The organism is Paenibacillus rigui (assembly GCF_002234615.1).
In the GTDB taxonomy this organism is placed as follows: Bacteria; Bacillota; Bacilli; order Paenibacillales; family NBRC-103111; genus Paenibacillus_S; species Paenibacillus_S rigui.
On record NZ_NMQW01000068.1, the window covers coordinates 1 to 19,649 of the forward strand.

Genomic DNA, 19,649 nt, shown 5'->3' on the forward strand with positions numbered 1-19,649 from the left:
AATGACATAGTAACCCTCCTAAGTTGGATGAGACCACTGTATAGCACTGCTATATGGGTATTATAGCACCGCTATATTAAATTGTCTATAGCGGTGCTATATTTTTTTTGAAGTGTTGTCCTGCGGTCCGAACATCGTTTTGACGGGCGTTACGAGATGTACTCGGCGCTCACGAAGTACCATGGCGGGAGGGGGTAAGATTTATCGTTGCATTGAACTTATGGAAATGGAGGTCAGCCTCTCCGTCGCCAAGTCCGCCACAGTTCTCCAAATACTTGTCACACAACATTATTTCAAGAGAACTAATGCTCGCATCCCCAAACATAAGAAAGATCGCCATCCTCCTGGGGGACCAGGGTGGATAGGCGATCTTTCTTATCCTCTGTTCCTTCTAGTCTGACATCTCTAGCTGAAGGTGAAATCCTGCGAATTCATGAGTCTGAGTGAGAAAAGCGAATCATTTCGAGGGAGTTTAGTAATGTGTGCCCTTGCAATTTCTTGAGATAAATTTGGGATGTGTCCTGAAACTATTATCTTGCGGCTCAACTTTCCCCGGGTGGCCTGCTCAACCGTGTCGACCTACCATCGAGCTAGTATACGAATCAAATCTCGGTTAGGGTTAACTATTCACCGTAAGCTGTTGGTTCTAAACTAAACGCAAGACCCTGCCAGTTAAAGTCGCCGCGCTCCCCTTTTTGGCGGTTATCGTGCGCTACTTTTCGATAAAGCTGTAGAGCAGTGCGGTCATCCAGATGTCCGGTATCCTGGCCTAGGTGCTCGGAAAAAAGCTGCCAGCGGAATATGCGCACCGCTTCCTCATCCCATATCGATGCGTTCATTTCCGAATGACCGAAGAACGAGTTCGAGTGAAGGTTACAAGAGCCGATAGTCATCCAAATGTCGTCAATAAGCATGACTTTGGCATGAACGTAAATATTGCTGCGTCCTCCTTTTCCGTCAGGACCGGCAATTCCTACCAGAGTAAAATTCTCATACTTACCCAGCGCTTCTATATGATCAAAGAAACCTTTGCGTTCCGGGTTCCTGCGGGCAGCCCGTACATAATCCTCGGGGTCAGCTGGAACGAGCAACACGATATCTACTCCTCGCTTCAGAGCATCCTCTAGTCTGACAGCAATCTCTGGAATTGGGAGAGCCTGATTCTCGATATAGATTGTACGCTGAGCGGCATCAATCGCCTGTAGGTATTGCTCAGAAACGGAATGTTCACCTTCAACGATATTGAACGGTTTCCCTTCGGGAGTAGGGTAGCTATTGTTGTAGCGACATTTATAAACATTTCTTTGTATTTGTACCGGTGTATTTCCTCGAGGAGCGGATACATGGGAGGGAAAGGGTAATTCGTCTTCACCGGTATGTCCCCATATTCCGTCAATCTCCATCCTCTCGCTGGCTTCATTCCATCTTTGAACGAAATTATGGTGCACATCGGTTGCGGACGGTCCCGACACTTCGACATAAATGTCGTGGCGTTGATTTTCCCCAATATGGCCGGGTTCGACGGCCTTGAAGGTTGGATTAATTCCCCCAATAAAAGACGTCTCGGACGGATGGCCCGCATCAACAAGCCAAATTTTCTGATGCTGACAATATCTCCCGTATGCTTGATCCCAACGGGCGCGAAAACGCGAGCCCCGTGCAGCGAGCATATCACGGTCTTCCTTGGACCCTGTAAAGGCTTGGCCATAACCACTGCTCTCTTGGTTGGGACGCCAGAATAAAACCCGGACGTCCAGCCCCCGAGCCGCCGCGCGATCCAACACATCCAGAATGGTACCGCGGCCGTCAGGCATCTGGAAATGTGGTGCCATGAAAGTAATAGAAATCCAGACACTATACTGCGCATTTTCGATCGCTTCGCAGATGCGCCTAAAAGTCGGAGCGCTATCTACAAGCGGATGCACGGCATTACCGTTTCTTACGGGGTATGATCCGGATTCAATATAGGGAATATGAGACTGCAAATTGACAATGGTTGACAGAGAGACTCCTCCTCCACAAACAGGATATATTTATCCTATCAAATCTTAGGTAGGGACAAAGTTAATAGTATTTTAAGGTCTTTATCCTGCCCGTTGCGCATAACTGCCCGTTACTTCAAACCTCCCCGTTTCCTAATAACTGGTTCTTGTGAAGCTATGTTATTATACTATTAATTAATTGGCAAACCTTAAAAACACACGTTCGCTTTCTGAATAGAAACGTATATTCGCCCTACGATGCCTGATGATGGGATTTTCAGAAAATGAGATCTTTGTTTATCTCTATATATCTCATTTTTTTGAAGTGAGAGTCTATTCTATCAACTAGATACTCCTTAGAAGGGTTGACCTCAACTGCCCCTTAATGGAATTTACATCATTCGCACTAACCTGCCCGTTAACGATTGATCCTCAACTAATGTTTTTCTCTCAGTCCGGCAAATAAAAGGACCTACATATTAGTTATGTGTAATATGTAGGTCCCCTTATTTTAATAAATTTTCCTCAACCAAGGTCTTGATAATTTCCAGTTTAATGGTTTATTTCCTTTTTACATTGGCGAAAAATGGAATGAGAGCGCCGCGCGGCTCCTAAACAAAATATAATGATGATTCAGTTGTTAATTTCCCATCTTTACAAATCTAGAAATGTAGATATAATGATGGATATGGAACCTTTATCGATTTATAAAGCTTTGTCTAACGAGATGCGTTGTCAAATTATGCGATGGCTGAAGAATCCAGAGGAATTTTTTGATGAAAAGCCCTATTTGCAACAGGGGCTTAACTTTCGCATTGGTGTATGCGTAGGAGATATTCAGGCAAAATCGGGACTTGCTCAGTCTGTTATCTCAAGCTATTTAGCCACTATGCAAAAAGCTGGTTTATTGGAATCTGAGCGAATCGGAAAATGGACGTACTACCGCCGAAACGAAAAGACCATCCAACAGTTTTCCGAGTACGTTCAAAGTAAACTATAGTCAGAAAGGAGTTTTTTGTTTTTCATATCTACAATTCTATATATGAATATAAATGGAGGCATACATTTTTATGAAAAAGGTTCACCCTTCACTTATTATTTTTCTGGCTTTAGGTGTATTTGGCATTATTACAACGGAAATGGGCATTATCGGTGTTCTTCCCCAAGTCACTCAAAAATTTCACATCTCGCCCTCGCAGGCCGGGTCTCTTGTAAGTATATTTGCTTTAATCGTTGCCCTTTCAGGCCCATTCCTGACCTTACTCGCTTCCGGCATTAATCGTAAGGTTATTTTGTTAACCGCTGTTCTTATGTTTGCCATCTCTAATATTGTCTATGCCTACACAACCGTGTTCGAAGTAATGCTAGCTTTCCGGATTGTCCCTGCTATTTTTCATCCTGTTTTTTTTTCAATTGCTCTTGTGACCGCGTCCAGCCTTGTTCCTCCCGAAAAGAGCAGCAAAGCCTTCAGCAAGGTTTTTGCCGGAATAACAGTCGGATTCGCTTTTGGCGTGCCGTTAACTTCTTATCTCGCCGAAAAAATCTCGCTGGAAGCTGCTTTCCTGTTCGGCGCTGTTGTAAGCATGATTGCCTTTATAGGGATACTTGCCTGGCTTCCTTCCATGCCTGTTAAGGAAAAAATGTCCTTTGGCAAGCAGCTTAGCATATTGCGCAAACCTCAATTGTGGTTAACGATCGTGACTGTTGTTATTATCTTTGCAGCTATGTTTTCAGTGTACAGCTACTTTGCAGAATATCTTGGACAAGTCACCCGTATGAACGGATCATGGATTAGCATTATGTTGATGGCCTTTGGCGTCACCATGATTGTTGGGAACTTTTTGTTTGGGGGCTTTTTGCACAAAAGCATGACAAAAACTGTCATCCTATTTCCTCTGGTATATGCGGTCATTTACTTATTCACATATTATCTCGGTTTTTATTTTTTGCCGATGGCGCTTATCGTATTCATTTGGGGGGCTGTGCATTCCGGGGGGCTTATTGTCAGTCAAGCCTTGTTGATGACTGAGGCGAAAGAAGCTCCCGAATTCGGCAACAGCTTGTTTGTCTCCTTTTCCAATGTTGGCATTACGATAGGTGCATCGATCGGCGGCTGGTTTATTTCTCAGTCGGGCATACATCAGCTCATCTGGTGCGGCATAATGTTTGCATTGCTTGCTTTATTGTTGATCATAGTTAAAATGGCAATTTCCAAATCAAATGCATTAAACGTACGCTGAACAAGCCGGAAGCGATAGTTCGTTTTAGCGAGGCAGCAACACCGGCCTAATAAATGACCGAAAACAGCTTTTTCGCCGTCACTTATGGTACGGTTCAGCTTAACTGGTCTATCGACGAAAAAAGCGCCTAAATGTGCCGCCTGGCTGCTTTGCGGTCTCTTAAAGTATTGTATAATCACCAAGACGCGAAGTTCGTTTGCTAAGGAGAAGTGTTGGTGCAACAATTGACTATGATATGGAAACACAAAAGATTTTTATAAAAAATAAGTTCCTGGACCTAACAGATCCAAATTATAAAACAATATCTGTTGGAAATTTAATTTTAACTAAGGATGGGGAAAATACCAAAGTTACAGGTCAATTAAAAATGGAGAATATGGGCAACGAAGAAAATATGGTGGGAGCTAATATATCTTTCTACAATGATAAAGGCGAAAAAATAGGAGAGGTTGCCGTCACGGGAACTAATTTTGGTAATAAATCACAAACTTTTGAAGCCGTAGGTACAGGGGATTTTAGGAATTATTCAACCGTACAACTCCACATTGGTGCTGTGAATTATCGTGTACTTGGCGGAGGTCATGGAAAGTAACATTAGGAATATTCCGCTAACGGCGAACGATAGTTTAACAATAAGGGGTTTCACATATTAGATACGTCTAATATGTGAAACCCCTTATTTAATCAAAGTTTTTTTAATTTTGGTCTTGATAATTTCCAGCCTAATGGTTTATTTTCTTTTAACAATCGGTTGCTTGATAATAAAGTTGTTTAAATTCGGTCAGATAGTAAACCCTTGCTTTCAAGGATGCGCAGTTTGTCATCCGGGACGCTCTTCGATAAATCTCCTCCGGCAACATCAAATGCTTCTCCATCAGCGTATATTACAAAGGTTTCTGTGACCGGGAGGACTCCGTCCCAATTTAACTTATTAAGCTCCATAGCAACTTCTTGCCAAAGTGCTTTACTCTCGCCCCACCAAGTATTATGAATTAACACTGGATTTTGCGGCTCATTAGACCAATCAGAATTTTTTTGCCAGTATTGCATTAACATCTGAAATTTTTCTTTTAACTGATCGTTAGATAAAGCTTCCTGGTTCTGTACTGGATGTTCGCCAGCATTCCATATCGTCCATAAATCCTCTTCAGCTTCTATTTGTTCATCCCGAATGCTCTGTAAACCGGGGTGGAATATTGGGTCCACAACTCCAAATGGCTCATCATGTAGGTATATCCCTATGAAGCAGATCTGGTTATCTTGAAGTTTAGCCCCAATCTTTTTTATCGTTCCGATTGACTCATCAATCAGTTCTTTCTTTACTTCATCTCGGATTTGTCTTGCATGTTCGTCACTAATATTTCTGTACTTCATTTCTCCGTTTTCCTTTATCCATGCAATGTTACCTGTTTCATCATACTCAATTTGGATTTCTCGTGTTCGAATAGAGTTCCCAGCATACCAAAACTCATTTCGCTTTATTTCAACCAGCTTTTTGTCATCGTAAACGTAATCCTCCTCAAAGTGCCATTCTTGGCCAGGGTTCATTCCATTTCGAACAATAAACTCCACGTATTTAACTGGCAGCCCATCAATGAAAATAAGTTCTTCAATAGAATCCACTTTACCATTAGAGTATCGACGATTAATCATTCGTTCCTCGTTACGGTCAATACATTCTTCTTGACGAGATTGAATGAAACATATCTCTCCATTTTTGTTAAAACCGTAAGCTAATGATGCCACGGAGTCTTTTATGGGGGATCGAGGCTCTAGATTTCGTTCAAACCAGAATGGCGTTGTGTCATAACGCTTCCACTCAGCATATTCCCATCGAACTTTTTGAGATTTAGCCTGTTCTATGTACATTTCTTGATTCAGTTCAGCATCCTTACAAAGTGAGAAATAATATTCCTTATCGATCATAATCTTCGCTCCATTAGTTTATTTGTTTTTATTCGAAGCAGTTGCTCGATCTCATATCTATTGTTAGGATCCAGCTTTCTAATCATCTCTAATATCTCAGATTCACATTGTGAGATACGTACATTGAATACTTTATTATCACGGTCGGTTGTAGATGTTTCATTTTCAAGTAGCCAGTTCAGATCACAATCAAACAAACTTTTGAGTGATATTAATGTTTCAGTCGAGGGGTGTGACTTTCCACTCTCAATATCACTTAATATCCCTCGAGAAATTCCCACTTGTTGCGCAAAAACCTTCTGATTTTGCAGGTTGGCTTTACGTAATAGCCTCACTTTCTCTCCAATATCCATACCAACCAACTTTCTAGCTTCTTATTTTCTTAAATGTTTGTTTATTAACCTGAGCTTTGTTACTTTCATCCATGCTCTTATCAAAATTGTGTCGATTATTCAGAGCTGCCTTTTTTGTAATTTCACCGGCCATTCTGTATAAACAAAAACGCCATGAAACAGAGGTTATTCCCTTAATCTAAAGGCCCTTCCTTTATGTGTTACACTGCATACTTCTTCTTTATGTTCCATTAGTTCAGTTTATCTGGTGCACGCTTCATGTTTTCTCTAACGCTTGGAAAAAGTTCACATACAATTTATTTGCTAAATAAAAAAAGCCCCGCAATTACCCATAAATAATTGCGGGACTTACTATCTAAGTTGTTTCTCCATGCTGTTTTTAGATCCGCTGATTTTTAAACAACTTTATTATGAATTAAAGAACTTTATTATAAATTAAACGACTTTATTATCAAACAACAAATCGGTGTCAGGTGTAAAAAATCTCTGGAACCAATTTTGTTGATTTTATTGGGTTTGCCGCGGTACGTGATAAACTCGAAAAATAAAAAGTCTGGAACCACCAGAAATCACCTTGAAAAGAAAGTTAGAAACTACAAACTTATGAAGGAACAGATCAATTAAAATGAAGCTATGTTAAAGTTTTTTGGAATTTCATTGTCCCATAAATTAATCTCCCTCTTCCTGTACGGATTAACCCCCTAAGGTTGGACACATGCTCGCTTTTTCTCGTGTATGCTTTGTTTTTGAATCGGACGCCTGGTTTCCCGCTTCCATTCCTTCTTTAATGAGTTGAAGTATAAATTACTTGGAATTTATTCCGTGTCATCTCATCATACCAGTCACTAATAGTGTAATCAATCCACACTCTTCGTGCCTAAGTTCTCTATGGGGCTAAAGAGGAACAAGCTCCATGAATAAACAGTGGGGGAATGTAATGAAACTTCGTGCTCAACTATGTTTCAGTAGACATTCCCCAAAGCGTTAATGCTTAATTTTTCTTGATGTCTACATAATCTACCCAACAAACGATGGAAAGCAATCTCGATGGAAAGGTTGCAAACAAATTCGTGAAGTAACCGTTGTTATCAGTTTATCTACTAACTCAAATATAAAAAGAACGCAGGGATACATTTCCTTGCATTCTTTTTGTTGTAAGCCAATCAGTAATTAACTTTATAATGTAATTGTCCTGTGGTTACATCCTGCGAATTTTTTGAAGTGACTTCATATTGGATCACAAAAGATTCATTTGCTTTGACCAATAAATATGATGGAAAGGCAATGTTCTCTTTAGGATTTAATTCATCGAAATGATACTCCAACACTAAACCATCAGATTCTTTATGGATTTCAAAATCAAGCAAGGTTCTTAAATACCAATTAAAATCTGAATAATCCCGTTCAATTCGCTCTTCCGTATCCAACAAATCACGATTGTGGGTAAACGGAATGAACGAATTATTCACATTCTCGTCCACCTTGCTATCCTTCTGGTGACGCAAGCATACGTTCAAGATACTATCGTATCCTGTAAACTGGTTAAGAACAATGTATTCAGGCAGCAGATATTTTTCTGGAGTGAGAACTTCAACATTCTTAGGCAATTTAATCAATACTTTAATTCTTTCGTCATATTGCTTCCCCTCGTTCTTTAAGACCATAGGTATGACTGAAAATCCTTCAAGGAATTCAAATTGCTGTATATACGAATCCAGTTTTTTAAGCTCATAATCAAATTCCTCTAATTTTTCAAACTTTTGTTTTTCAAAATCATCACCTATTCGTTGAACAGAGCTTGAAAGGAATGGTGTATGAAATCGTGCCTTCTGCTCCTTCAAATTACCCACATAAAAGAAATCATCGTTTAATTCAATTCCCAAGAGCCGCTGTACTTTGTCACGGATTTCTTGCTTTTTCTTTGTTGAGTATTCCGATGACGTGTGAAACGCTACTGTAAACTGCATTCCACCTATTTCTGCTTTCTTCTCCACTTCTTTTTCTTTTTGAGGGATATGAATATTTTTGATCTCCTCTATTGCCTTCTTCAAATCCTTCTTACGGTCATCAATGTACTCCATATTCAGAAGTTGGAGATTGAACGCCTGCATTGTATTTGAGAAAGGCACTTTCCTTGAATGATAAAACTCAACAAGAAGCTTGTTCGACGGTAAATTGCCCTGGATTTCTGGATAATTGAAATATACCCACTCCAAGAGCTGCTTTTCAAAATCCGCTTTCGAGACCTTGTTGCCATTCGTTGAAAACTTAATAAATTGATAAACGATTGCACCCGTCATCATCTCCAACAAATGATGTCCAACTGTAAGCCCCTTGTGCGAGAGGAATTTGTTCAATGACGTATAAATTTTTGATTCCATTGCGTCCAATTCAAAATTTTCTAACTGGACTTTCATTTTTTCAAGATAAGGACAGATTGTAGCAATGTCATCTTTGTCGTCATCGTCATCTTCAAAATTTTTTTTGTTCACTTTATTAATAAACTTTTTGGTTGTATCACTACAGCTTCCAATCAGGATCAATTTAAATGCTTTTGCATTAGGCACATCAGCAATTAGCGTTTCAAACCAATCAACAACATTCGGCTTGGTAAAGTTATTAATTGAAGATTTAACTTGCGTGACTTCTTGCTCATCATTTTCATAAAACCACGAAATATCAACCTTATCGTTTGCTGTATCGGGTTCGATTTGAACAGAAAGCCAGTCGTTTGCAACCATAGAATTAAGGACTGATACAACCGACTGATACAGATATCCTCTTGCCCCTTCTTTTCCACCCATTCCTCTTCACACTCTCTATATTTAGTACGAATCTTTGACTTTGTGTATTTTCCCCATTTTTTCATTATAACAAATCTCAACTGTTAGTTTGAAGAAAACCGTATTTTGATATTTTTGATATAACTGCTATACTTCATCAATTCTAGTCAGATCGAGCTCTTACATAGTAGACCACTATTGTGAATTAAAAGGAGTAAAATGTATTCTCGATGTAGGCTTGATGTAGGCTTGATGTAGGCTTGATGGACCAAAACTTCAAATTGTTCACTGTTGCAAATCCAGAAGAAATTCAATCGTAAAAGAAGGAGGACTATCTTTAACAATAAAGTAGTCCTCCTTTCCATTTTTTATTTTCATAACGAGTAATGGAGCAAGTAGTGTTTTACGTAAATCGGGATTTTTCTTCAAGTTCTTTTTGTATCTTACCTTCCAGCCTGTAATTTAGATTTGTTAATCGCTTTATACTGCTCGTCCGTTATAAGTGAGGATACAAAGTTATCCATTAGAACGTCTAGAACCACTCGCATTTCTTGTGTGGAGGTGCATTCAATTTTCCCCTCTTCGTTCAACCGCAAGTTGATTGTTCCCCCGCTAATCAACTCTTTTATCCGTTCAATTTTAACCTCATCCATCGGATATGTGGATCCTGCACGTGCCAGTTTCTTTTGAAATAGTACCCTTTCAGATACAAATCCACGAATATTCTCCATATCCGCAATAAAATCCATCGATGATATTTCTGATAAAGTTTGCTCTGCAGCTTCTTTAAATTTTTCATAATAACGAAACAAATCTAAAACCCTTGACTCATTCAATAACACTACGTAATCGCCTAATAAAAGGGCATCCCAATTATCGTCCAAGAAAATTTTCTTACTACCCGTTTCTTCTTCTAACTGATAACTACCCCGAGCTGGAATAAATTTCATTACCTTTCTTTGTTTCAAGAACACTGTTTCAGAAATACCTTTAACCAAATAGAAATCTTGGTTTCCAATTTGAATATGGCAGATGAAGACCTTTGGCTTAAAGTCATCCTGGTTTATCGTTTCGTGCGCTGAATCACATTCAACAGTGGAGATACAATTTTTCCATTCAGCAAGTTCACTTAATTCAGTTAATTCAAGGTATCGTTTAATGCCCTCGCCTGATTCATCGGTTTCGCTCATTTCCAACAATTCCAATCCTTGTAAAGTATCAACGGTACTCTTGGCACTGGATAGTAACCACTCTTGAACAGAGTCATCAATAATTATTTCCAATGGTTCAATTACATCGTATCTCGTTTTTGTACCCTCTCTAAGCTTCGAACCGACAATATAAAGCCTACAAGGGATGTTCGTTGCGTTTTGCTGTTGACTAATTGAATTAGACAGTTGTTCCAGTAACTGTCCTGCTATATTTTCTGTTACTGCTTCTAGATTTGGCAACTGAATTACCCCTTTTCTGAACCGTCTAATAAGATGCTTTCGCCTTCCAATCGATAACACATTCTCGAAGATTGTTTTAAAAAAACTGACTGCTTATTTTTAGAAATGTACAGGACATTTCCTTTTTCAGTTTCAACGGAATAAATATGATAGCCAAGAGCGAACAACAATGGATTAATGTACAGCATTTCAGAACGCAGGGATAACCAAAGTATCAAGATTAACAAAAATAAACTAACCCAAGCATCATTCCAAGTATTAAGATTCAATGACACAAGCGGCAATATATATGTAGCAATGTAAGTCAGAACGTCTTGCTCACGTGAGATGACTTTCTTTATTTCTATTTGCTTTGCCCCAATTCTTCGTCTTTGTGTTGTTATGATATCGATTGATACAAAGAAGCAGCTTAACAAAGAAATAATAAGAAGAAAATTAGAAATGGTAAGTAAGAGGACTTGTGGTGACTTTGAGATAAACTCATTGAAGTGTAGAACCATAAACTTTAGATCCACAGATATGCGGTCCAAATTGTCAAAATTAATCAGTTTTAGAACAAAGACAAAAAACAATGGTAAATATGCCGAGAAAACTAATGCGATCTTATACCAAAACGGACTTCTCATTTTTACCCCTCACAGTACAAAGCCGTCTACTTCGTATTCCCCCTAGACAAATACTTACAAAATAAGTAATTCGTATTAATTATAATTGATTGAACCGTTATTTTGAATCAAATAATTGATGTAGCTAATTACAGCACACACGCAAAAATAACTCCCTCTGGTTACAACCTGACAGTTTCCTCTTAGGTACATTCCGTCTTGAAAACTAATCGTGTCACTTGAATAACCAACAACCCTTCCCACGCTATCAAGTTCCCCTCCGACCCAAACTTCTACATCTACCCTCGGCGTATCCGAAAGAATAATTCCATGATCCTTCCCCAAACCAACAGCCCCACCTTGAAAACCTTTATGGGAGATAACCCAGCCTAGAATATCCTAAACCATGCTGGAATTTGCCTCTCGGTTGTTGGAATCTTATTCTGAACTTGATTCATTGTTTGAATGAATTCTTTTACAGCATTAGCTTGCACGGCGGTCCCTACTTACTCAGACTTCATTAGCTCGTTTTTGTACTCAGACAATAACAATTGGTTTAATTCTGCAAAAGCCTCAAGTTTCTTAATTCTCGAATTTATAGTCTTTCGTTTCATTTCATTTTGTTTTTGGCCTTCTCCCCAAATATCATCGATATCACTATACAAATCTCGAAAGATTACAGAAAAATGGTCGTCTTCCTGAAGTGCTACTGAATTCTCTAACCATTCGATTGTAGAATCATCAGTAGCAGCCAATGCAGCTTGTTCAAGCACATATTTCAACCACACACGCGCTGCTTCATCTATCCCCTCGGCTAAATCCAGCCACTTTTGTACCTCTTCAGGGACACCATCCTTTTTTTCCTTTCTATTTTCAAAGAAGAAATTACGTTCATTTTCAGGATCAAGCCGTGCAAGTGTACGAATTATAGGCTCAAAATTTTCAAGTGGCCTTGAACCATTAGGGAATGATGACCTGCGATTCCATAATTTTAATACCGTTTCAAAACAACGTTCTTCCGCCTGCTTTTTTTCAGCTCCAGTACTATGTTCAGCGAGTTCAATTTGTTCCGCTATATAATGTGCCATCCATCGAGCAGTGGTATCTACACCAGGATCCAAATTAAGCTCTTTGACTAGCGCTTTGCCTAAGTTCATAGTACGTTTCTGTATCTCTGATTCTTCCATCGGCTGAGAAGATAAATAATTTGCTAAGCGGTGGCTTATACTCATCCGACCCACTCCCTCTCATGTATGATTTCTGTCTAAATCTTCTTCCAATTTGAACTTCAATAATTAATTCACTTTGGAATTCAGTACAAAGTCTTTTTAGAAATGAGAGCGATGCTGTTAGTCGATTACCGCGGCGCATTTCCTCATCTTCATGACTATCATGAATAGGCGCCCAGATTTCACAGATTATTGATGCTCTACTCTCATCAGACAAAGTCCATTCCCTCTTCTCATAATCAGAGGATATCTTCATTTTCTCAGCGATTGAGTTCCCTATTTTATAAGGTGGGTAATCTACTTTAGAAGAATGTGGATCGAACTCATCCAGACGCTTAGATGCTTCTTCCTGATATACCCAACCTTTAAGTTTAAAAGTATCCAAGTTTATTTCCATTTCATCTTCTTCGTAATCAGGTAACTTAAAATCATGAGGATTTGAACATGTGCTCAATGCATGCAAAAGAGATTGCGCAGTGGCCGATGATACGAGAGAGCTTGCAATATAAAAACTTTCCGATCTTTCACTCTCTCCATCCTCCCAAGATCCGAACACGTTTAGCCATAGTTCTCCGTTTCTTTCAGACAATATGCCATCAAGAAAATCATCATTTGATATCTCTTCACGCCAATCTGGATTTCTCATTTCATTAATCCAATCCCTTCTATACCAAGGAATAGGATCTCTACGGTCATATAGCCAATAACCATCACTTCGAGTCAATAAATGTCTGTGAGACCACTCATACCACTCATCTTCATACCAATCCGAGCTGTGAACAACAGGCATTTTCTCCAGCAACCTCGAAGCCACAACAAGCATGGCATGATATGAAAGATAAAAATTATAATTGTCTATACGAGGATATCCTTCATGGTGATGATACACATCCTGTTGGACTCTAGAGGATCTCCACAATGAATGACGCGGATCATTTATAAATCTATCATCTTGATCTATATTCCACTCATTTATCACAACATCCGTAGCAAGGTCTTCAACTTGCTCACTTGTAATACCAAATACCTCGCCTAATGGTTCAAACCAGTACCTATCAAAATCATACCCATGATGAAAAGTTAAACTAGTATTAATCATTTCGTTAGCATGCCAATAACTATCTCTTGTGTCCGAACGGTTCTCTAATTCAACCTTATCAAATTGACTCTTTCCCACTTTTTGTAATGATTCAATTACCTCTTTCGGGTAAGTCCCTGGATGAGCCTTTTCGGTATTGAGTGCAATATCAGTTGCATATTTTTGAATAAGCATATGAGAAGAAGATTGTACGGCATATTTATAGAAAACATTACTACGATGCAGCAATATGTGCGGATTATCAATTGATACTCGAGCAAGTGAAATTAATAAATATAATCTTGCATGTAAGTTGTAGAACGGAAATTTATTAGCCCCAAATGCATCAACAGTATCCCTTTCCATCCAATCAATTAAAGCATCGATCTCATCCCTGCATTGAGCTTCTGCGAGTCTACGCACACAGTGAACGGCACACCAGCGTGTTGAAGATCTTGGAGAACCTAAAGCAGACCAAACAAAACCTGTAAAAGCACTATCCATGTGAACCGGCGGTAACAACAATTGAGACCATGGCCCATCACCGTACTCAGAATCAATATGTAGTTCGAATCTCGATAATGCGAAGTCCAGTAAATCAGTTGCTTCCTGTGTTGAGATATGTTTCGAAGCAACAGTTACAAAGCCAAAAAATGTAGTTGCATGAACCAAATCTCCATGGGTTGCTAATCCTTCGATTATTCCTTTTTGAATAAAAGGTATATTTTCCGCCCCTAAATGAAGTCTCCTAGTGAAAAAAGAGATTGATCCCCTTTCCAGCAGAAACGTAGCAAATCGTTTCCCTACGAATTGCATGATTTGGGACCACTCAATTTTAATGCTCATTTTGCGATGCCATTCTTCCGGTACTAACAAAAGCGCATTCTGTATATCATAAAAATCGGCTTCATCTACTTTAATAAGCTCATACAAAAATTTCTTCGCTTCACTATCGGAAATTCGATTGTAGACTTCACGCCATAAGGACTCGCTGTTTCGCACAGTCTGAGGAAGTCCATCATAGCGTTGGATAGCTTGTCTTAATCCATTAGATGAAACCAAGTCCAAATCATGCAGCAGATCGTTCCAATCAATCGCACTCTCTTCCGACTGTACACGAAGCGAGGAAGTACTTTCTTGGTTAATAATATTCCCTTCTTCATCAATAATGTCGCGATTATAAGCAATAACTTCATCCAATAGATTACTTTGTAAAGAGTACTTTTTAGCCGTTTCAGCAATCCTTTCCCAAACTTCCCCTCCAACTCCGTTTATCCTAAGTTCTCTAATGACTGATTCAAAAATATACTTCTGATTATCATGCGATGTTTCCTTCTCTATACATAGTCTTGAGAAATCCCCTATTTCAAACTCCGTCATAAACGCAGAAAGAGCCGTTGGTACAACGTAGCCGCTTCTTACAATTTCCTCGGACAAAGCAATTAATTGACGATTAAATCGACCAATTTCCCGGTCCCGCCATCTGCTTAGTGCAGCAATTCCAGTTACCGGGGACAATCGAATACAAGTCCTAACAGCCTCGTCCCTGTCCCAATACTTTTCGCGAGCTACATTTTCTCCTATAAGCTCTGCACAACGTATAAATCTGTAAGCTAAATCGTAAGGTGCAAATTCATCTACTTTTCTTTGGTTAGCTAGGGAAACAACTGCTTCCCATCTCTCGACGATTTCATCGCCAAATTTCGAAACGGCATCGATGGCAAAATTGAAGTAAACCGCGGCATCATCACGATTTACATTAATCAATGCTCGTGCAAGATCAATGTAACAGTTAGCCCTTTCCTCTGGGCCAATGTCTGTAGCAGAACGGATTACGTCATAAGCATATTGTTCAAAATCGCGCTTCTGTTCAGCTAAGTGGCTTACTCGGAAAGCAGAACGAACTAATTTTAGATGATCAGGAAGAAACATCCTGTTACTCTTTATATAATTTTCATAAAAAGTTTTGGCTGACATTTGTCCGAAAAATTTATGAAACATCAAAACATCACAACATATTCTAGCTATTTCCGTTGGTAAACTATCATATTCTCTATATCGACTCGCTGTTGCTGATCCTGACTTCTTTTTCACTTCCGCTACTTCATTATCAAAATCAAGAATATCCCCTGCTAAACAGCGTATCCGCAGCATATACCAAGGTAACAGTCCGCCTATTACCTCTTTTATTTCTCTTACCTCTTGTTCATCCTTATATTTTCTATTCTGTTGTAGATCCTTTGGAAGCAATTCATTAATATCGAATTCGAGATCTGAAAGTAATACTTTTTTTAATGCCAGTGCACGCATAAAAATTGCACGATCTTTATTATCGTAATCGCTTGTAATAGACCGTGAAGCACTTTGAGGGAAATAATGATTTAGAACCCTGATGATTTTCCCCTTCGGTAACTTGTTTGCTGCACAAGATTCAAGAAAAGAGATAAGAGATTGAAGTGTTGTGTCCTGAAAAATATTTTGTTTTTTTGAAATTCTAGCCCGTTTTGTAGTTAGTAAATCAAGGCAAGAGCAGAGTACATCCGAATTGGGAATATGTCCGATATCTAAGAACTCATGTGCAAAAGCAATTATTAAATACTGATTACGCGAACCGAGTTTTGCAAACTGCATTGCAGCAGATAATTCCCCTAGGTCCATAAGCCGTTTAAATAGTTGCCTAGAAATATGATAGATAACCTTCTTCGGTCGCCAACTCATAAGAAATTTGAAGGCCCTCTCTACCCCATGTAAATTAAAATGTGTGTATACGAGTTCCATAATTTCTTCATTTTTTAGTTGTTCACGATGAAATGGAATATCTTCTTCTTTTTTCTTATCTCTATCCTGGAAGTATAGACTTAACCAGTTCTCAGCAGCCCTAAGAAAGCTTCTGGCTTCCCCTCTAAAATTCTTGACTGTTGATAACAACGCTGCTGAGTAAACATTCTCTGATCCTTTCCAAGAACCGCTAAACAAACGACGAAAAGCAAACTCCTGTACACGTTGTTCATCTTGTAAAGGCGCAATCAGATCAATATTGCTTGCAAGAAGCTCGAACTGTCGTTTATCACCAGCTACTTCTTCACCAGCTCGTAAAGCTAATTTTATTGCCTCAACAAAGCTTTTTTGCTTCAACGAAGCCTTAAATGCAAATTGAAGACGAAATACTCGAACATTTCGCTCATCAATGGGATTATCGGGAAGATAATTATCGGATAAAGCTAATTCAACAAGATCGGTGTTCTTCCCTGCTTGTAATAACAGAGCAGGCATAGCAGAAGCGACATATGAATACTCGTTAGCTAATGGTTTGATTTGTTCAATAAGAAACTCTATTTGTTCCTTCGATGCTGCATAAGTTTCCCTAAACCAAGTTTCCGTAGGCTCATCTCTAAACTGAACTGAGGAGTCAGAAAGCCATAAGGGACGTCCTATATCTGCAACAAAACTTCTTATAGCAGACTCCTCAACATCAGCTGCCCTAGATAGTATCTTCAGTGGAATAAAGGGAGGTAGTGTAGCAAGACCTACACAGATAGAGTCGATTTGTTTTCTGTAATCATCATGAAGTTTATCTCTTATTGAATCAATTGCTGACATTAATTGTCCTTCTATTTGTTCATCGACAGTGGTTCCCATACTTCCAAGTTTGGAGAATACTTCAGCAATCGTACTACCGTTTAAACTTAAAGCATTTGACTGTACACGTGGATTGCCACTAGTAAGCCTATGAAATTCTATTCCATCCTCTTTTGACGCTTGCGGATAATGGGACCTTAAATAATCAAAAGACTCTTTCTCCGAAAATGGCTTCAACTCAAGTTGTTCGATGTTACTAGGCGGCTGGAGTAAATGTATACGCTCGGTTCTACAAAGGGCAACTATTTTAGCACCTTCGATTATACGTTCACGGAAAAGTTCATGAGCAAAGCAATTATCATTGAACTCCGCCGCGGCCATTTCAGCATTATCGGCTGCATCTATTAGAATCACTAGGACTGCATTGATATTTGATTTCTTCATAGCAATAACTGCTGTTTCAATTCTGTCGAGGAACTTTCTTAATATATCTGTTTCAGATGCGCCAGAATTCACTATTAGTGGATCGCAAAGGCCTTGTACAGCCAATTCATTAACAATCTGAATAAATGCTTGGCGATGGTGATGCCTCACTTCGCTCCGATTACGATAACGTCCACCACCAAAGCAATCATATACAACGCCGAAAGATCCAACAGGTAATGATTTGGCTATTTGGCGAGCAAAAACCGTTTTTCCTACTCCTCCAGGAGCATGTATGATCAACGGAGCTGCTGATTCTAAAATGGTTTTCAACAAGTCATTATGCTGCTCTCTATGCACAAGGGTTTCAAGTTTTTCAAACTCAGGTGGAGCTGGAAAGAGATCGCGTTCAGACGTAACTTTAAATTTCTCAAGTATTTCTTCACGAACAATTACACCATTGGAATCAGGTAAAGCCTTGTCACGAACTAGTCCAGTAATGCTTTCTATTTCAGGGTTATCGATACTTCCGGCAACCAACTGAGATATTTCTACATGAAGCTTATACTTCTGTGCATTATAGTCTCCTTCGCCGTCTGCGAATTTTATACAAGCACATAACTTTTTTAAATCTTCCCCAGATAACTGTGTATATTTTGATAATGTGTTCTTATACTTTGAATTGGCTTTCTCTCCAGAAGATAATTTTTCAATATTTTCTTTAAGATTTTGATTAATTGGTCTATTTGTGACGATAGTAAAGATGACACTATCGACTTGGGTATTGGCACTGGTAAGCTTTTGAAACCGTTTTGAAAAGCCCTCAAATGTTTCCTTAAGATCACTAAGATCAAAAGGGTTATTTTTATGAACAGTGGTGTGTTTCAACTGATAGTAAGTTACATCTTGAAATCCTCGTCTAGTTAGCGAATCAGCGTATTCAGCAACATCAATAACATATTCTCCTGCAAGTTTATTCTCCTTAGAACCCTCAATCACAATTTGATTAATTCGAGACTTAGGTGAGATTAAACGCAGACACCGGCGGGCAGCCCAACGATAATGAAAAATGTCACCAGCTCTTGAATACCTAACAAGTTCGTTCTCCAAAGTATCCACCTCTACTTACCATTAATAGTTTAAGTTTTTGAGTATATGAGCCATCAACAAATACACTACCATAGAGCGTTGCTATGTTTTAAACGAGTTAATCGTTCCCCGATTTCTATGAAATTCATATTAGCGAAAATATTTTTTACCATTTAAAGTATCTACTAAGCAAATTACCAACTATCCTTGTTAAATACGCTTCTAATATTTCTTCCAAAGTGGTCACTGCTCATATGTAAATACTTTGAAGCAGAATCAACATATTTTAGAATTGCATATTGTACCTCAATCGCATTTATAATTTTATCAATTATCAACCGATACATGAATTGCTCATCCTTATTAAATGCCTCAATAATTTCACTTTCATTCATTGTAGCTTCTTTCTTAAACTTTAAAGAACTTATTGGCCGTGCCTTAAATATAGTTTCTAAACCCTTCGGAGTGAAAAAATGAGTTTCAAGCTCTACAGCCTTTCTATCGTCAAGCTGGATTAATCGAAATCCCCTAAGACTAGGGGACATTTGTAAAAAATAACCCATAACTCCATTATAAAATGCCGGTTTACTTTTAGCCTTACTTAGTAGAAGCTGTATACAATCAATCTTTTTTAAATGATCGACATATACATTATAGTCATAAATAGATTTAGAATAATATTTGTCTAATATCGTCCCAAAAACTTCCCTTTCAACGTACACTTTTCTAACCCACGCTTTTGCAATACCCTCTCTATTTAGAAGAATATACTCCATATTTTCGAAAGCAACGGATAAGCAATTTCCTATTTCATATACAATCTCTCGGTGTTCATTCATTACTTCTTCCAACTTTTTTCGATTGGCAGATGCTACAGCTCTTCGAATAAATCGTAAGCGTCAAACAAGAAG

12 protein-coding genes are annotated in these 19,649 nt (G+C 38.8%); 3 read left to right on the forward strand and 9 right to left on the reverse strand.

What is annotated here, in order from left to right; genetic code table 11:
• Positions 1–623 precede the first annotated feature (623 nt).
• Positions 624–1,925, reverse strand: a complete 1,302-nt coding sequence (locus CF651_RS30505) for a phospholipase D-like domain-containing protein (RefSeq protein WP_179233076.1) — start codon at positions 1,923–1,925, stop codon at positions 624–626.
• A 745-nt stretch (positions 1,926–2,670) separates the two neighbouring features.
• Here CF651_RS30505 and CF651_RS30510 point away from each other — a divergent pair.
• The 3 genes from CF651_RS30510 (at position 2,671) to CF651_RS30520 (ending at position 4,814) form a co-directional block, all read left to right on the forward strand.
• Positions 2,671–2,982 (forward strand): ArsR/SmtB family transcription factor, encoded by a 312-nt coding sequence (locus CF651_RS30510; RefSeq protein ID WP_094018648.1) that lies wholly within the window; start codon positions 2,671–2,673, stop codon positions 2,980–2,982.
• A gap of 70 nt (positions 2,983–3,052) precedes the next feature.
• On the forward strand, positions 3,053–4,222 hold the full coding sequence (locus CF651_RS30515) for an MFS transporter (protein ID WP_094018638.1): 1,170 nt from the start codon (positions 3,053–3,055) through the stop codon (positions 4,220–4,222).
• A 196-nt stretch (positions 4,223–4,418) separates the two neighbouring features.
• The gene (locus CF651_RS30520) at positions 4,419–4,814 is read left to right on the forward strand and encodes a hypothetical protein (protein WP_144029137.1); all 396 of its coding nucleotides are present in this window, start codon (positions 4,419–4,421) and stop codon (positions 4,812–4,814) included.
• 179 nt (positions 4,815–4,993) lie between these two features.
• Here the strand turns inward: CF651_RS30520 and CF651_RS30525 are convergent, their stop codons facing one another.
• From CF651_RS30525 to CF651_RS30560, 8 genes are all read right to left on the reverse strand, one after another.
• The gene (locus CF651_RS30525) at positions 4,994–6,148 is read right to left on the reverse strand and encodes a hypothetical protein (RefSeq protein ID WP_094018640.1); all 1,155 of its coding nucleotides are present in this window, start codon (positions 6,146–6,148) and stop codon (positions 4,994–4,996) included.
• Positions 6,145–6,501 (reverse strand): helix-turn-helix domain-containing protein, encoded by a 357-nt coding sequence (locus CF651_RS30530; RefSeq protein ID WP_094018641.1) that lies wholly within the window; start codon positions 6,499–6,501, stop codon positions 6,145–6,147. The genes CF651_RS30525 and CF651_RS30530 overlap by 4 nt, the downstream gene beginning before the upstream one ends.
• Before the next feature lie 1,163 nt (positions 6,502–7,664).
• Positions 7,665–9,305, reverse strand: a complete 1,641-nt coding sequence (locus tag CF651_RS30535; protein ID WP_094018642.1) for a hypothetical protein — start codon at positions 9,303–9,305, stop codon at positions 7,665–7,667.
• Positions 9,306–9,727: 422 nt separating this feature from the next.
• Complete coding sequence (locus tag CF651_RS30540; protein WP_094018643.1) at positions 9,728–10,735, reverse strand: Kiwa anti-phage protein KwaB-like domain-containing protein; 1,008 nt, start codon at positions 10,733–10,735, stop codon at positions 9,728–9,730.
• A 5-nt stretch (positions 10,736–10,740) separates the two neighbouring features.
• Positions 10,741–11,361 (reverse strand): hypothetical protein, encoded by a 621-nt coding sequence (locus tag CF651_RS30545; protein WP_094018644.1) that lies wholly within the window; start codon positions 11,359–11,361, stop codon positions 10,741–10,743.
• Between the two features lie 485 nt (positions 11,362–11,846).
• On the reverse strand, positions 11,847–12,572 hold the full coding sequence (gene avs3b / locus CF651_RS30550; protein ID WP_144029138.1) for an AVAST type 3 anti-phage protein Avs3b: 726 nt from the start codon (positions 12,570–12,572) through the stop codon (positions 11,847–11,849).
• The gene (locus CF651_RS30555; protein ID WP_094018646.1) at positions 12,463–18,759 is read right to left on the reverse strand and encodes a Cdc6/Cdc18 family protein; all 6,297 of its coding nucleotides are present in this window, start codon (positions 18,757–18,759) and stop codon (positions 12,463–12,465) included. Before CF651_RS30555 ends, avs3b begins: the two co-directional genes overlap by 110 nt.
• 173 nt (positions 18,760–18,932) lie before the next feature.
• Positions 18,933–19,577 (reverse strand): hypothetical protein, encoded by a 645-nt coding sequence (locus CF651_RS30560; RefSeq protein ID WP_094018647.1) that lies wholly within the window; start codon positions 19,575–19,577, stop codon positions 18,933–18,935.
• Positions 19,578–19,649 lie beyond the last annotated feature (72 nt).

Excerpts from the sequence above, each read along its gene's own strand:
- CF651_RS30545 (WP_094018644.1), bottom strand. The coding sequence starts at position 11,361 with ATGAGAAGTCCGTTTTGGTATAAGATCGCATTAGTTTTCTCGGCATAT.
- CF651_RS30535 (WP_094018642.1), bottom strand. The coding sequence starts at position 9,305 with ATGGGTGGAAAAGAAGGGGCAAGAGGATATCTGTATCAGTCGGTTGTA.
- CF651_RS30525 (WP_094018640.1), bottom strand. The coding sequence starts at position 6,148 with ATGATCGATAAGGAATATTATTTCTCACTTTGTAAGGATGCTGAACTG.
- CF651_RS30515 (WP_094018638.1), top strand. The coding sequence starts at position 3,053 with ATGAAAAAGGTTCACCCTTCACTTATTATTTTTCTGGCTTTAGGTGTA.
- avs3b (WP_144029138.1), bottom strand. The coding sequence starts at position 12,572 with ATGAGTATAAGCCACCGCTTAGCAAATTATTTATCTTCTCAGCCGATG.
- CF651_RS30530 (WP_094018641.1), bottom strand. The coding sequence starts at position 6,501 with ATGGATATTGGAGAGAAAGTGAGGCTATTACGTAAAGCCAACCTGCAA.
- CF651_RS30560 (WP_094018647.1), bottom strand. The coding sequence starts at position 19,577 with ATGAATGAACACCGAGAGATTGTATATGAAATAGGAAATTGCTTATCC.
- CF651_RS30510 (WP_094018648.1), top strand. The coding sequence starts at position 2,671 with ATGGAACCTTTATCGATTTATAAAGCTTTGTCTAACGAGATGCGTTGT.